At 64.7% G+C, this 14,392-nt stretch carries 10 protein-coding genes; 7 read left to right on the forward strand and 3 right to left on the reverse strand.

Going from position 1 to position 14,392, the window contains the following annotated elements; genetic code table 11:
- Window positions 1-5 precede the first annotated feature (5 nt).
- The gene (gene polA / locus CXX84_RS17640; protein ID WP_102978078.1) at window positions 6-2,690 is read left to right on the forward strand and encodes a DNA polymerase I; all 2,685 of its coding nucleotides are present in this window, start codon (window positions 6-8) and stop codon (window positions 2,688-2,690) included.
- 93 nt (window positions 2,691-2,783) lie between these two features.
- Here the strand turns inward: polA and CXX84_RS17645 are convergent, their stop codons facing one another.
- On the reverse strand, window positions 2,784-4,241 hold the full coding sequence (locus tag CXX84_RS17645; RefSeq protein ID WP_102978032.1) for an APC family permease: 1,458 nt from the start codon (window positions 4,239-4,241) through the stop codon (window positions 2,784-2,786).
- A 131-nt stretch (window positions 4,242-4,372) separates the two neighbouring features.
- Here CXX84_RS17645 and CXX84_RS17650 point away from each other — a divergent pair, with 131 nt between their 5' ends.
- The 3 genes from CXX84_RS17650 to rpsA all read left to right on the forward strand — a co-directional run bounded on the left by CXX84_RS17650 (window position 4,373) and on the right by rpsA (window position 8,672).
- Window positions 4,373-5,662 (forward strand): GNAT family N-acetyltransferase, encoded by a 1,290-nt coding sequence (locus tag CXX84_RS17650; RefSeq protein ID WP_102978079.1) that lies wholly within the window; start codon window positions 4,373-4,375, stop codon window positions 5,660-5,662.
- A gap of 107 nt (window positions 5,663-5,769) precedes the next feature.
- Window positions 5,770-6,978, forward strand: a complete 1,209-nt coding sequence (locus CXX84_RS17655; protein WP_102978033.1) for a benzoate/H(+) symporter BenE family transporter — start codon at window positions 5,770-5,772, stop codon at window positions 6,976-6,978.
- Window positions 6,979-7,193: 215 nt separating this feature from the next.
- Window positions 7,194-8,672, forward strand: a complete 1,479-nt coding sequence (rpsA, locus tag CXX84_RS17660) for a 30S ribosomal protein S1 (RefSeq protein ID WP_013600871.1) — start codon at window positions 7,194-7,196, stop codon at window positions 8,670-8,672.
- Window positions 8,673-8,783: 111 nt separating this feature from the next.
- Here rpsA and CXX84_RS17665 read toward each other — a convergent pair whose 3' ends face one another.
- Window positions 8,784-9,287, reverse strand: coding sequence for a GNAT family N-acetyltransferase (locus tag CXX84_RS17665; RefSeq protein WP_102978034.1), 504 nt, complete (start codon window positions 9,285-9,287; stop codon window positions 8,784-8,786).
- Window positions 9,271-9,981 (reverse strand): IMPACT family protein, encoded by a 711-nt coding sequence (locus CXX84_RS17670; RefSeq protein WP_102978035.1) that lies wholly within the window; start codon window positions 9,979-9,981, stop codon window positions 9,271-9,273. The genes CXX84_RS17665 and CXX84_RS17670 overlap by 17 nt, the downstream gene beginning before the upstream one ends.
- Before the next feature lie 160 nt (window positions 9,982-10,141).
- On the opposite strand from CXX84_RS17670, the gene CXX84_RS17675 reads away from it, so the two are divergent.
- The 3 genes from CXX84_RS17675 (at window position 10,142) to uvrB (ending at window position 14,234) form a co-directional block, all read left to right on the forward strand.
- Window positions 10,142-10,801, forward strand: a complete 660-nt coding sequence (locus CXX84_RS17675; protein WP_102978036.1) for a hypothetical protein — start codon at window positions 10,142-10,144, stop codon at window positions 10,799-10,801.
- Window positions 10,802-10,841: 40 nt separating this feature from the next.
- Entirely contained in the window at window positions 10,842-12,056 is a 1,215-nt protein-coding gene (gene coaE / locus CXX84_RS17680; RefSeq protein WP_102978037.1) for a dephospho-CoA kinase, read from the forward strand.
- A gap of 81 nt (window positions 12,057-12,137) precedes the next feature.
- A complete protein-coding gene (gene uvrB / locus CXX84_RS17685) occupies window positions 12,138-14,234 on the forward strand; it encodes an excinuclease ABC subunit UvrB (RefSeq protein ID WP_102978038.1) in 2,097 nt (698 codons plus the stop codon).
- Window positions 14,235-14,392: the final 158 nt, after the last annotated feature.

Here is a 14,392-nt window from a genome sequence, read left to right on the forward strand (position 1 = left end):
TTCCCATGACCGGCCAGCCGCGGCTTCTGGTGCTGGACGGCCACTCCATGGCCTTCCGTGCATTTTTTGCGCTCCCGGCGGACAAGTTTTCAACCACCAACGGGCAGCACACCAACGCCATTCACGGATTTACGTCCATGCTGATCAACCTCATTAAGGAGCAGCAGCCGACGCACATCGCCGTGGCGTTCGACGTTTCCGATGAGTCCACCCACCGCAAGACTGAATACAGCGAGTACAAGGGTGGCCGGAACGAGACTCCCCGGGAGATGAACAACCAGATCGACCTTATCGGTCAGGTCATGGACGCCTGGGGCATCAAGACCATCAAGATGCCCGGCTACGAGGCCGATGACATCCTGGCCACCCTCGCGGCCATGGGCGAAAAGGCCGGGTATGAGGTGCTGCTGGTCTCCGGGGACCGGGATGCGTTCCAGCTCATTACCGACAACGTCTTTGTGCTCTACCCCAAGAAGGGCGTCAGCGACATTCCCCGCATGGATGCCGCCGCCATCGAGGCAAAGTACTTCGTAACCCCCGGCCGGTACTCGGACCTCGCTGCACTGGTCGGCGAAACCGCGGACAACCTGCCGGGTGTGCCAGGCGTCGGTCCCAAAACGGCTGCCAAGTGGATCAACCTTTACGGCGGCCTCGAAGGTGTCCTGGAACACCTGGATGCCATCGGCGGGAAAGTGGGGGATGCGCTCCGGGAAAACGTCGACGCCGTCAAACGTAACCGCCGGCTGAACCAGCTCCACACGGACCTCGAACTTCCCGTCACCCTTGACGACCTGTACCAGCCCCGCCCGGACCAGGCGGCGCTTGAGGACCTTTTCGACAAGCTCGAGTTCAAGACCATCCGCAACCGGCTCTTCGCGCTGTACGGAGATGAGGACACCCCTGCTGCCGAGCGTGAGAGCATCGAAACACCGGAGTACGTCGTCCCGTCGGATGCCGCAGAACTTTCCACGTTCCTCGCCGCCGGCGCAGGGCAGCGTTCCGCCGTCGCAGTCGACCTCATCCCGGGCCGCATCGGCGAGGACGCCGCGGCACTGGCCATCGTGCGCGACGGCGCTGCGGCGTACATCGACCTGTCCCGCCAGGACGCCGGGGCAGAGAACGTCCTGGCAGGCTGGTTGCGTGACCCCGAGTCACCAAAGGTCCTGCACGGGTTCAAGGCCGCACTGAAAGCCCTGACCTCCCGTGGCCTGGAGCTGGAAGGCGTGGTGGATGACACCTCCATCTCCGGCTACCTCATCCAGCCGGACCGGCGCACCTATGAACTTTCCGAGCTGGCCCAGCACCACCTCAACGTTGGTATCTCCCCGGCTACTGCCAAGGCAGGCCAGCTGGAGCTTTCCTTCGACGGCGAGGATGACGCCGCCGCCGATGCTCTGGTCCAGGCGGCCGCCGTCGTACTTGCCCTCAGCCGCTACTTCGAAGGGGAACTGAAGGAGCGCCGGGCCGAGGAGCTCCTGTCCACCCTGGAACTGCCGGTCAGCCGGGTCCTGGCGGATATGGAACTCGCCGGCATCGGAATTGACATGGCCCGGATGGACGATCAGCTCGCCGACCTGGCCAGGGTCATCGACCAGGCGCAGGAACAGGCCTTCGCCGCGATCGGCCACGAGGTCAACCTGGGCTCGCCCAAGCAACTGCAGACCGTCCTGTTCGAGGAACTCCAGCTGCCCAAGACCAAGAAGATCAAGTCCGGCTACACCACGGACGCCGCATCGCTGAAGAACCTGCTGGAGAAAACGGGGCACGAGTTCCTGGTGCAGCTGATGGCGCACCGTGAGGCCGCCAAGCTGCGCCAGATGCTTGAATCCCTGAAGAAGTCGGTGGCTGAAGACGGCCGCATCCACACCACCTACGCCCAGAACGTTGCAGCTACGGGGCGGATTTCCTCCAACAACCCCAACCTGCAGAACATCCCCATCCGCAGCGAGGAAGGCCGGCGCGTGCGCGGCATCTTCGTGGTGGGGGAGGGCTACGAATGCCTGCTGTCCGCAGACTACTCGCAGATCGAAATGCGCATCATGGCGCACCTCTCCGGTGACCAGGGCCTGATCCAGGCCTACAAGGACGGCGAGGACCTGCACCGGTTCGTGGGCTCAAACATCTTCCATGTGCCCACCGAAGAGGTCACCAGCGCCATGCGTTCCAAGGTGAAGGCGATGTCCTACGGCCTTGCTTATGGCCTGACCTCCTTCGGCCTGTCCAAGCAGCTGGAGATCTCCGTGGACGAGGCACGCACGCTCATGAAGGACTACTTCGACCGGTTCGGCGCCGTCCGCGACTACCTCCGCGGTGTGGTGGACCAGGCCCGTGTGGACGGCTACACGGCGACGATCGAGGGACGCCGCCGGTACCTGCCGGACCTGACCAGCACCGACAGGCAGCTGCGCGAAAACGCTGAACGCATTGCGCTGAACAGCCCCATCCAGGGCTCCGCCGCGGACATCATCAAGCGCGCCATGCTGGGAGTCCACTCCGAGCTGAAGGCACAGGGGCTGAAATCGCGGATGCTCCTGCAGGTCCACGACGAACTGGTCCTCGAGGTCGCCGCGGGGGAGCGGGAAGCGGTGGAGAAGCTGGTGACCGAGCAGATGGGAGCCGCGGCGGACCTCAGTGTGCCGCTCGAAGTCCAGATCGGCGTCGGTCCCAGCTGGTACGACGCCGGGCACTAGGAACAGGCGCGAGGCGGGCAACGAGGGCGGGACGGAAATTTCCGTCCCGCCCTCAGTGACGGCAGTTGCCCCCTTCCAGCAGCAGCTTTTTGGTCAGCCGTTCCTGCGTGCTTCCCGGCGCTGCCTCAGCCGTTCCAGCAGTTCGTGTTCAGCGTCGGCGCCGGGAGCGACGCCGGAGGGGATGCGGAAGAGGAGGACCACTCCCAGGATCCACCAGAGCCCGAAAAGTATCCACGGGGGTGGGGTCAGCGCGGCGGGCATGCCGGGAAGGTACAGGCTCAACAGTCCAAGGCAAAGGACCACGGCGGCCACGCCGATGACGAGGCCTCCATTGCCCGGGCCGCCCACGCGGAGCGGGCGGTCCATCTGCGGTTCCTTCCGGCGCAGGATGACGAACACCACGGCTACCAGGATGTACGCAATGACGATGCTGGGTGCGCCGGAATCCACGAGCCAGCCCAGCATCGATACGCCGAAGAACGGCGCAATGAACGACAGCACGCCAATGAACAGGAGCGCGTTAACCGGAGTGCGGTAGGTGGGGTGGAGCTTGGCGAACCAGGTGGGCAGCATGCCGGAACGGGCCATCGAGAACATGAGGCGCGAGGCCCCCAGAAGCAGTGAATTCCACGAGGTCAGAATTCCTGCGATCCCGCCGGCGATCAGGATTCTAGCCATCAGGTCGCTGCCGAACAGAGCCCCCATCGCATCAGCGGTGGCGATGTCAGCCTGGGCTATCTCCCCCGCAGGCATTGCGGAAGAAGTGGTCAGCACGGTCATGACGTACCAGACGGTCGCGAGGAGGACGGCAACCACAACGAGCCTGCCGATCTGCCGTGCCGGGATGTTCACCTCTTCCGAGGACTGGGGGATGACGTCGAAGCCGACGAAAAGAAACGGGACCACTACCAGGACTGCAAAGTAGCCTGTAAGGCCGCCCGTGAACAGTGGTTCCATGTTCGTCGCCGAGCCGCCCGTAAAGGAGCCGAAGACAAGTATCAGGCCGATGACCAGGAGGAAAACCACCACGAACGTCTGGGCAACGCCGGCAAGCTTCACACCCAGGATGTTGATTCCCGTGATCACCACCGCAGCGACAGCTCCCACCAACGCCCAGGTCAGGTGCACCTGGTAGCCGGCGACTTCCCAGAGCGGCACCTGGCTGAGATTGGGGAAGAGGTATTGCGCCGTGCGCGGCAGTGCGACCGCCTCGAAGGCAACGATCGTGATGTATCCGCCAGTGATGGCCCAGGACCCGATAAACGACCAGCGCGGACCCATTCCGCGGAGCAGGAAGTTGTGTTCTCCACCGGCCTTGGGCATGGCTGCGGTCAATTCGGCGTAGGTGAGGCCCACGACGCCCATGATGGCACCGCCGGTGATCATGGCCAGGACGGCTCCCATGGTGCCCGCCGAGGCTATCCAGCCACCGGTCAGGACCACCCAGCCAAAACCAATCATGGCTCCAAATCCGAGTGCCAGGGCGTCCCAGTTGCCCAAAACCTTTAACAGGGAAGCATCGGGCGTGGGTTCGGCTTGCGAAACTTTCATCTTTCCTCGCTCAGGTAGCAGGTGATGTATTCAAAGCCGGGAATCCCCCTCCGTGAGCTGCGCCACACCCCGGTGCCCCACAGCTTATGCCAGACCTCGCAAATCTTGGCTAGGCTCAGTGCGTGGCTGACATGAATGGGAAGTATGAAATCCGGCGCTTCAGCGCTGTGTCCGAAGGCAACGATGGATATGCCGAGGCGGAAACGTGGAGCCGGGCCGTCTCCTTTGGGTTCCACGAATCCACCAGGACACCCGACCACGTGGCGAAGGCACTGGCCACCTACGAGGCTGACGGCCGCGTCCTCACCGGCGTCTACCAGACCGGCCCGGTAGCCCCGTCCTCAATGCCGGCCGACGTCCCGGTGGCCACCTTCGCGACGTTCCGCAAGACCCTCAACATCGGATTCGGCCGGACCCTGGAGTCACACATGGTCACCGCAGTCACGGTACGCACTTCGCACCGGAGGCGGGGCCTGCTGCGCCGGATGATGAGCGAGGACCTCAGCCTCGCCAAGGAGGACGGCGTCGCCATGGCTGCCCTCACCGCCTCGGAAGGGACAATTTACGGGCGCTTTGGTTACGGCGTCGCCAGCTTCGAACGCACCGTCAAGGTGGACACCACCGCCCGTTTCAGCGTGCGGCACCAGCCCACCGGCAGTGTGGAAATTGCCGATCCCAAAACCCTGCTGGAGCTGGCGCCGGTGGTCTTTGACCGCGTTCACAGGATTACCCCCGGTTCCCTCGGCAGGCAGGACTGGTACCGGCAGCTCGCGTCCGGTTCCTTGGCCCGGGACGGCAAAGAGGATCCGGCCATTAAGGTGGCGCTCCACTACGGTCCGCACGGGGACATCGACGGGTACGTCTCCTACAAGTTCCTGGGCTGGGACACGGAGCCTTACACCGTGGAGGTGGTGGACCTGGTGGCCGCCGGCAATGACGCCTACCTGGAGCTCTGGCAGTTCCTCGGCGCCATCGACCTGGTGGAGCGGGTCTCCTGGGACGAGGCGCCGCTGGACGACCCCCTGACCTGGGCGCTCACAGACCCCCGCTGCATCGATTCGTCAGACAGCCGGGACATGTTGTGGCTCCGCATCCTGGACGTCCGCAAGGCACTCGAAGCCCGGGGCTACCCTGCTGACGGGCAGGTTGTCCTGGAAATTACGGATCCGCTGGGCCTCACTGCAGGGACTTTCGCCCTTCGCACGGACGGCGGGAACGCCGTCGTCGAACGCCTGCCGGAAACCGCGGAAGCGGACCTGACGCTCGATGTCTCGGCACTGTCCTCGATCTACCTGGGCGCCGTGTGTCCGGTCACCCTGACTGCTGCAGGACGCATTCGGGAAAACACTCCCGGCTCAGCGCTGCTGGCCAGGCAGATGTTCGCCGTGGAGAGGGCAACGCACTGCCTCACCCACTTCTGACCGGACTCTGCCGGTGATACCGCATCGATGGCCGCGGGAGTAGGGTTGGGCCCGACAGCTGAATCAGCGGCCCCGGCCAGTTGCCAGGACCACAACGGGCGGACGTCATGGCAGTGGATTCCGGGAATGATGCGGAGCGGCTCCGGGAGTGGTCCCAGTCCGTTGGAATCAGCCTCGCCCTGGTCACCCTCGCCTCATCTTTGATCGCAGTGCCGCTCTCCGCTGCCGGGCAGCTGAACCTTGCGGACGGCCAGGTAACAGCCTGGGTTATGACCATCTACACCGTTCCCTGCGTCCTGGGCCTGGTCCTGACGCTGATCTACCGGCAGCCGCTGCTTCTCACTGGCAATATCTTCGTCCTGATCTTCATCGTCTCGCTCCAGGGCAGGCTGCCTTTCGCGGAACTGGCAGGTGCCTCCTTGATGGCAGGCGCAGCAGTGGTGGTCATCTCATCCCTGGGGCTGGCCGACCACCTGGCACGCGTTATTCCGGAGCCTGTGGTGGTTGGCCTCCTGGCGGGTTCCACCCTGCCGTTCGTGGCCGGCATCTTCACGGGAATGACTGCAGAGCCCTCAGCTATTGGAGCCGCTTTCCTGGCCTACGTCCTGGGGCGAAAGTATCTTGATGCCCGTGTGCCGTCTGTCTTCCTTGCCATGGTGGTGGGAATCGCTGTTGCCGGAATCCTCGGCAGGTTCGGTGGCGGGGACGGCGGCGGGGGTGCTCCGCCCTTACTTACGTCGCCTGCTTTCACCTGGCACGCGGCGTTGACGGCCACTCCGGTCATGGTGGTTCTGATCGTTCTTCAGTCCAACGTTCCGTCCCTGATCTTTCTTCGCGGCGAGCACTACCACCCGCCGGCCCACCTGGTGGACTATGTAAGCGGCGTGGGCACCATGGCTTCGTCTTTCCTGGGACCGTCGGGACTGTCCCTCTCGTTGCCGGCCACGGCAATGGTCGCGGGCAGCGACGCCGGCCCGCACCGGTACAGGTACCGCGCGGTGCTGCTGTCTTATGCCATCTTCCTCGCCATGACGCCCTTGGTCGCCTATGCTGCCGGCGCTGCAGAGATCCTGCCGCTGGAACTGTTGGTTGCCATTGCAGGGCTGGCCGTCATTGGCGTGCTCGGAATGGCTGTGAAGCGGATCAGCAGCGGCCCGCTGACGCTGGGGCCGTTGGTTGCCTTTGCCGTGGCCGTCTCGGACGCGTCGATGCTGGGATTGGGCCCCTACTTCTGGTCGCTCGTGTTCGGCGTTGCCGTGTCCTGGATGCTTGAACGGGACGGCATCCGCGAACTCCGGCCGGGAATCAAGGGCTGAACCCTGCTGGCCATACCCGCCGCAGGCCGCTTTGACCCATGTTGCGGGCAGCGACTAGAATAAACGGGCGTGTGTCACGTGTGCCAGCCTCTGGTGTGCAGTGAACGCCACGCAATCAGGATGACCCGGCAATCCGCCGCGCCCCGCCTCCAGGTCAGTACCCGGAAGTGGTGGTCGCCTGATCAACTAACTATCCACAACGGAGCCCCTACTACATGACCATCACCTCCACCGAGAAGCCCGGTACCCCCGTAGTCGCCATTAACGACATCGGTACCGCTGAGGACTTCCTCGCAGCTGTCGACGCCACCATCAAGTACTTCAACGACGGAGACCTCGTCGAAGGTACCGTCGTCAAGGTCGACCGCGATGAAGTCCTGCTCGACATCGGTTACAAGACCGAAGGTGTCATCCCCTCCCGCGAGCTGTCCATCAAGCACGACGTTGATCCCGGAGACGTCGTCTCCGTTGGCGATCAGGTCGAAGCCCTGGTGCTCACCAAGGAAGACAAAGAAGGCCGCCTGATCCTCTCCAAGAAGCGCGCTCAGTACGAGCGTGCCTGGGGCGACATCGAGAAGGTCAAGGAAGAAGACGGTGTTGTCACCGGTACCGTCATCGAGGTCGTCAAGGGTGGTCTTATCCTCGACATCGGCCTGCGCGGCTTCCTGCCCGCATCCCTCGTCGAGATGCGCCGTGTGCGCGACCTGGCTCCGTACATCGGCCAGCAGATCGAAGCCAAGATCATCGAGCTGGACAAGAACCGCAACAACGTGGTCCTTTCCCGCCGTGCATGGCTCGAGCAGACCCAGTCCGAGGTCCGCTCCACCTTCCTCAACAAGCTGGAAAAGGGCCAGGTCCGTCCCGGCGTCGTTTCCTCCATCGTCAACTTCGGTGCCTTCGTGGACCTGGGCGGCGTAGACGGCCTGGTTCACGTTTCCGAGCTGTCCTGGAAGCACATCGACCACCCGTCCGAGGTTGTCGAAGTTGGCCAGGAAGTCACCGTCGAGGTTCTCGAGGTGGACCTGGACCGCGAGCGCGTTTCCCTGTCGCTCAAGGCTACGCAGGAAGATCCGTGGCAGACCTTCGCCCGCACCCACGCCCTCGGCCAGGTTGTTCCGGGTAAGGTCACCAAGCTGGTTCCGTTCGGTGCGTTCGTCCGCGTCGAGGACGGCATCGAAGGCCTGGTCCACATCTCCGAGCTGGCCGTGCGCCACGTGGAGCTGGCAGAGCAGGTTGTCTCCGTTGGTGACGAGCTGTTCGTCAAGGTCATCGACATCGACCTGGAACGCCGCCGCATCTCGCTGTCCCTCAAGCAGGCCAACGAGGGCGTCGACGCCGACAGCACCGAATTCGATCCGGCTCTCTACGGCATGGCCGCAGAGTACGACGAAGAGGGCAACTACAAGTACCCCGAGGGCTTCGATCCCGAGTCCAACGAGTGGCTTGAAGGCTACGAGAACCAGCGCGCCGCCTGGGAGCAGCAGTACGCTGACGCCCAGACCCGCTGGGAAGCCCACAAGAAGCAGGTTGCCCAGCACGCTGCTGACGACGCTGCAGCTGCAACGTCCGGTGACAGTGATTCCGGCACCACCAGCTACTCCTCGGAGCCGGCTGCTGAGTCCAACGCCGGTGCAGGTACGCTTGCATCCGACGAGGCCCTCGCCGCCCTGCGCGAGAAGCTGACCGGCAACTAATTGCCACCGGCCCGGACTTTCCGGGCCAACGCAACAGACCCCCTGCCCGCAAGGCAGGGGGTCTGTTGCGTTTGCAGCTGAGGCGCCCCGCCCATCCTGGGAACCATGCACTTAAAGTACGACGACGGCGTTCACTGTCCCGTCGTCGTCGGGCGTCAGGACTGCACCGGCGGAGGCAAGGACGCGCTGGGCGCCGAGGTTTCCCGTAAGGGTCCGGGCAGTCACCTGGACGATGCCTGCCTTGCGGGCCTCGTGGAGGACCAGCCGCAGCGCGGCGGTTCCTATGCCTTGCGACCGAAAGCTCCTGCCGAGCCAGATGCCGGTGTCGGCAACAGCCACGCCATCGCCGGACTCAACGCGGCGAAGCCGGATGGAACCGGCAAGGACGCCGCCGGCGAGAATGCCCCACGTCTTCTCGCCTGCATCTCCGTCAAGGCCGTGCGCGGCGGCGCGGTGATAACTGAAGAACCATGCCGTGCGCTCCAGGTTCCAGCCCGGGCCGCCCAGAGGGGGCGCCACCTCGTCCGGGGAGGCATCGCGCTTGGCGAGTTCCAGGAGCTGCTCCAGCACTGTTTCATCCACGTCCACCAGGGACACGTCACCCAATCCGGACATCCACCCACTCCGTTCCTTCGGGCTGGAGCAGGGCACTGCCCGCGGTGAGTGACTGAAGGCGCTCTCCGGCGGCGGAAATTTCACCGGCTTCGTCCGGCAGGGCGAGCCGCAGGACAGTGTGCCGGGCGGCGTAGCTGGTTTCCGCCATCACGAATCCAGCGGCCCGCAGGTCGTTTTCCAGCCGTCCGGCAGCACCATGCGGCACTTCTGTTGAGCAGATCCGCAACCTGCTGCGGCGCACCATTGGGGCCAGGGAAAGCGCAGAGGACACGGACTCCGAGTACGCCCGCACCAGTCCACCCGCCCCGAGCAGGACGCCGCCGAAGTAGCGCACGACGACGGCACTCACGTCGCTGAGGTCTGCCACCCCGGGCGTCGTTTCCCTTTTGGCCAGTGCCTCGAGCATGGGGATGCCGGCGGTACCGGAGGGTTCGCCGTCGTCGCTGGAACGCTGGATGCTCCGGTCGGGTCCGATGATGAACGCCGAGCAGTGGTGCCGGGCGTCGTGGAATTCGCGGCGGAGTTCGGCCACGAGGCTCCGTGCTGCGTCCTCTGTCTCAACCCGTCGCAGGACGGTAATGAACCGGGAACGCTTGATCTCAAGTTCGTGGCGGAAACCCGGGCCCTGGGCCAACGCGGTGTAGCTGGTGGTCCTGCTCTCCGCCCCGCGGCCGGTCCCTGGGGTTTCCGCCATGTTCCGCACCGGTTCAGTCTAGTGCGGTGCGGAACGTTCTTCTCCGGTCCGCGTCTCCAGATACTTGGCCTGGGCGCGGGTACACCCGCGCCCAGGGCTCCTCTGCGAATCGGGGCTTTGGGCCCGTGACAGGAGACGACGCCGTCCGGAGAATTGCCCCATGATCTCGTCACGGAATGTGAAACAGCTTGCCGGGCCGGCAGTGGTCACCGCGGCAGGGATCTTGGGGTTCCTCCTGCGGCGGTTCTACTTGCGCTGGGGTGCCACCGACGCCGAAGTGGACGGCGGGTTGCCGGGCGACGACTTCCTGGGCGCTGCGGACCTGCAGGCAACACGGGCAGTTTCCATCGAAGCTCCGGCGCATGCCGTCTGGCCCTGGCTGGCGCAGATGGGTCAGGGCCGCGGCGGACTATACAGCTATGACTTCCTGGAAAACCTCATGGGCCTGGACATTCACAGCGCAGACCGTATCCACCCGGAGTGGCAGGACATCAAAGCCGGCGACCGTTTTCACTTGGCGCCGGCTGCTTCCGCGGACCTGGAGGTGGGCCTCGTGGACCAAGGCAGCGCACTCGTCCTCCGCGTTCCGCCCGGTGCCCCACCAGGGCCGTTCGACTTCACGTGGGCGTACGTACTCCGGCCGCAGCCCGACGGCACCACGCGGTTGCTGGTCCGGGAGCGGTACGCCTACCGCCAATGGTGGCCGCCATGCATGGTCGAGGCAGTGGAGGTAGTGAGCTTCATGATGTCCCGGCGGATGCTGCGCGGAATCAGAAGCCGCGCAGAGGGAACGGCCACACCGTCGGTATCTTTGCCGTAGGAAACTCCAGCGGGCGGGTGTTTGGCCCTAGTGTGGTGGAGTGCTGAAGATCGGGTTGACGGGTGGAATCGCCTCGGGAAAGTCAGTCGTCGCTTCGCGGCTGAGGGAACGCGGGGCAGTGCTGGTGGATGCTGACGCGCTGTCGCGGGAGGTGGTTGAGCCCGGGACGGAAGGCCTGCAGCGGGTTGTGGCTGAGTTCGGGGGAGACGTGCTGGGTGCTGACGGCCGATTGGACCGGCCCAAGCTCGGGGCCCTGGTCTTTGGGGACCCCGCGCGCCTTGCCCTGCTGAATGGCATTATCCATCCGCTGGTACGGTTACGCGCTGCGGCCATCGTTGCTGCGGCCGCCCGGGAGGCCGTGGTGGTGCAGGACATTCCCTTGCTGGTGGAAACCGGGCAGGGCAGCGGCTTCCACCTGGTCCTGGTGGTGGATGCGCCTGACGACGTGCGGGTGCAGCGGATGCTGGAGCACCGGGGGATGACTGAGGAATCTGCGCGCTCCCGCATGGCGGCCCAGGCTGCCCGGGAGGAGCGGCTGGCTGCGGCTGATGTGATCCTGGACAACTCCGGCACCGTTGAGCAGTTGCAGGAGCAGGTGGACAGGTTGTGGGACGGCCGGCTCGTGCCCTTCGCCCGGAACATCTCCTCGGGCGTCCGCGCGGACAGGACCGGGGGCCCGGTCCTGGTCCCGCACCGGCAGGACTGGGCCCGGCAGGCGGCGAGGATCGCGGCAAGGCTGACGACGGCGGCGCCCTGGCTCATCCTGGCTGTGGACCACATCGGCTCCACCTCCGTGCCAGGGCTGCCCGCCAAGGATGTCATCGACGTGCAGGTTGCAGTGCCGGACCTCGAAACCGCAGCCAGGCTCGCGCCGCTCCTGGCCGCTGCCGGCTTTCCGGGGGTACGCGGGGTGGAGTCCGACACTCCGAAGCCCAATGCGCCTGATCCAGCCCAATGGTTGAAGCGGTTCCACGCCAACGCCGACCCATGCCGGGCCGTCAACGTGCATGTCCGGCCGGCCGGCTCGGCCGGATGGCGCTACGCCCTGCTGTTCCGGGACTGGCTCCGGGACGATCCGTCGGCGCTCACGCTCTACGCAGGGCACAAGGCAGAACTGGCGCGACGGTTCGCGGGTTCTCCGGACACAAGGGCATACACGGAAGCCAAGGAGCCGTGGTTTACCGACGTCGCGTGGCCGCGAATGTCCGCCTGGGCGGACGCAACAGGGTGGGCACCGCCGTCGTACACCTCCTGAAGCCGCTTCACGGCCGGGAGGCTTGTTCGCCTGTAACGGACTCCGCCGCCCAGTGTCAGTGCCCGGTTGTAGATTAGAACCATGAGCCTTGCGCAGGAAATCAACCGGGTTGTTGCACCTTTCGAGGTCATCAGCGAGTTCAAGCCGGCGGGCGATCAGCCCGCTGCCATCGCCGAGCTGACGGAGCGCATTAAGAACGGCGAAAAGGACGTGGTGCTGCTCGGCGCCACCGGTACCGGCAAGAGCGCCACCACCGCCTGGCTGATCGAACAGGTGCAGCGGCCCACCCTGGTGATGGTCCAGAACAAAACCCTCGCCGCGCAGCTGGCCAATGAGTTCCGCGAGCTGCTGCCCAACAACGCCGTCGAGTACTTCGTCTCCTACTACGACTACTACCAGCCCGAAGCGTACGTGGCGCAGACGGACACCTTCATCGAGAAGGACTCCTCCATCAACGAGGAAGTGGAACGGCTCCGCCACTCCGCCACCAACGCCCTGCTGACCCGCCGGGACGTGATCGTGGTGGCGACGGTTTCCTGCATCTACGGCCTGGGTACGCCTGAAGAGTACATTGCAGGCATGGTCACGCTCCGTAAGGGGGCGGAGATGAACCGGGACGACCTCCTCCGGAAATTTGTCTCCATGCAGTACGCGCGCAACGACATGGACTTCCACCGGGGCACGTTCCGGGTCCGCGGGGACACCGTGGAGATCATCCCGATGTACGAGGAACTGGCCATCCGGATCGAATTCTTCGGTGACGAGATTGAGAACATCCACACCCTCCACCCGTTGACCGGCGAGGTGATCCGGGACGAAGAGGAAATGTACGTCTTTCCCGCCTCCCACTACGTGGCCGGGCCCGAGCGGATGTCCAGGGCCATCAAGCGGATCGAGGACGAGCTCGCCGACCGGCTCAAGGTGCTGGAAGGCCAGAACAAGCTGGTTGAAGCGCAGCGCCTCCGGATGCGGACCAACTATGACCTTGAGATGATGCAGCAGATGGGCTTCTGCAACGGCATCGAAAACTACTCCTCGCACATCGACGGCCGGGCCCCCGGAACAGCCCCGCACTGCCTGCTCGACTACTTCCCGGACGACTTCCTGCTGGTGGTGGACGAATCCCACGTGACAATCCCGCAAATCGGAGCGATGTACGAGGGCGATATGTCCCGCAAGCGGAATCTGGTGGACTTCGGCTTCCGCCTGCCCTCCGCGATGGACAACAGGCCGCTCAAATGGGACGAATTCCTCCAGCGCATCGGCCAGACCGTCTACCTGTCTGCGACGCCCGGCAAGTACGAACTGGGCAAGGCCGACGGTTTCGTACAGCAGATCATTCGGCCTACCGGGCTCATCGATCCGGAGGTGGTGGTCAAGCCCACCAAGGGCCAGATCGATGACCTGCTTGGCGAAATCAAGACCCGCACAGCAAAGAACGAGCGCATCCTGGTCACTACCCTGACCAAACGGATGGCGGAGGACCTCACCGACTACCTCCTGGGCCACGGGATCAAGGTGGAGTACCTCCACTCCGACGTGGACACCCTGCGGCGCGTTGAACTGCTGCGCGAATTACGGATGGGCAAGTTCGACGTCCTGGTGGGCATCAACCTGCTCCGTGAGGGGCTGGATCTGCCCGAAGTTTCCCTTGTCAGCATTCTGGACGCCGACAAGGAAGGCTTCCTGCGCTCCTCCACGTCCCTGATCCAGACCATCGGCCGCGCTGCCCGTAACGTTTCCGGGCAGGTCCACATGTACGCCGACCGTATTACGGACTCCATGGCGCACGCCATCGACGAGACCAACAGGCGCCGTGCCATCCAGGTGGCCTACAACACCGAGCACGGAGTGGATCCGCAGCCGCTGCGGAAAAAGATCGCGGACATCACCGACCAGCTGGCCAAGGAAGACGCCGACACCCAGGAGCTGCTGAACAACAACCGGCTGGCCAAGGGCGGCAAGCGGAAGTCCGCGGCCAAGGGCGCGGCCCAGGTGCGCTCGGACGGACTGGCCGCGGCACCGGCGGAGGACCTCGTGGGACTGATCGAACAGCTGACGGAGCAGATGCACGGTGCCGCTGCCGAGCTGCAGTTCGAGGTGGCAGCCAGGATCAGGGACGAAGTCAGCGAGCTGAAGAAGGAACTGAGGCAGATGCAGGCGGCGGGCCACGCCTGACACAAAAGTCGCCAGGGACAGGCAGGCCAGCTGCCTGGGGTAGAGTTAAGGTCACGTAGGGGAGTATCCCGAGCGCTACGATCGTCAACACGCAGGGCATGGTTGCCCCGCCGGGCGTAGCGGGCCGCCACATCAGCACCAAGTGCACAGGCAGGCCG

This window comes from Arthrobacter sp. AFG7.2 (assembly GCF_002892835.1).
GTDB lineage: Bacteria > Actinomycetota > Actinomycetes > Actinomycetales > Micrococcaceae > Arthrobacter.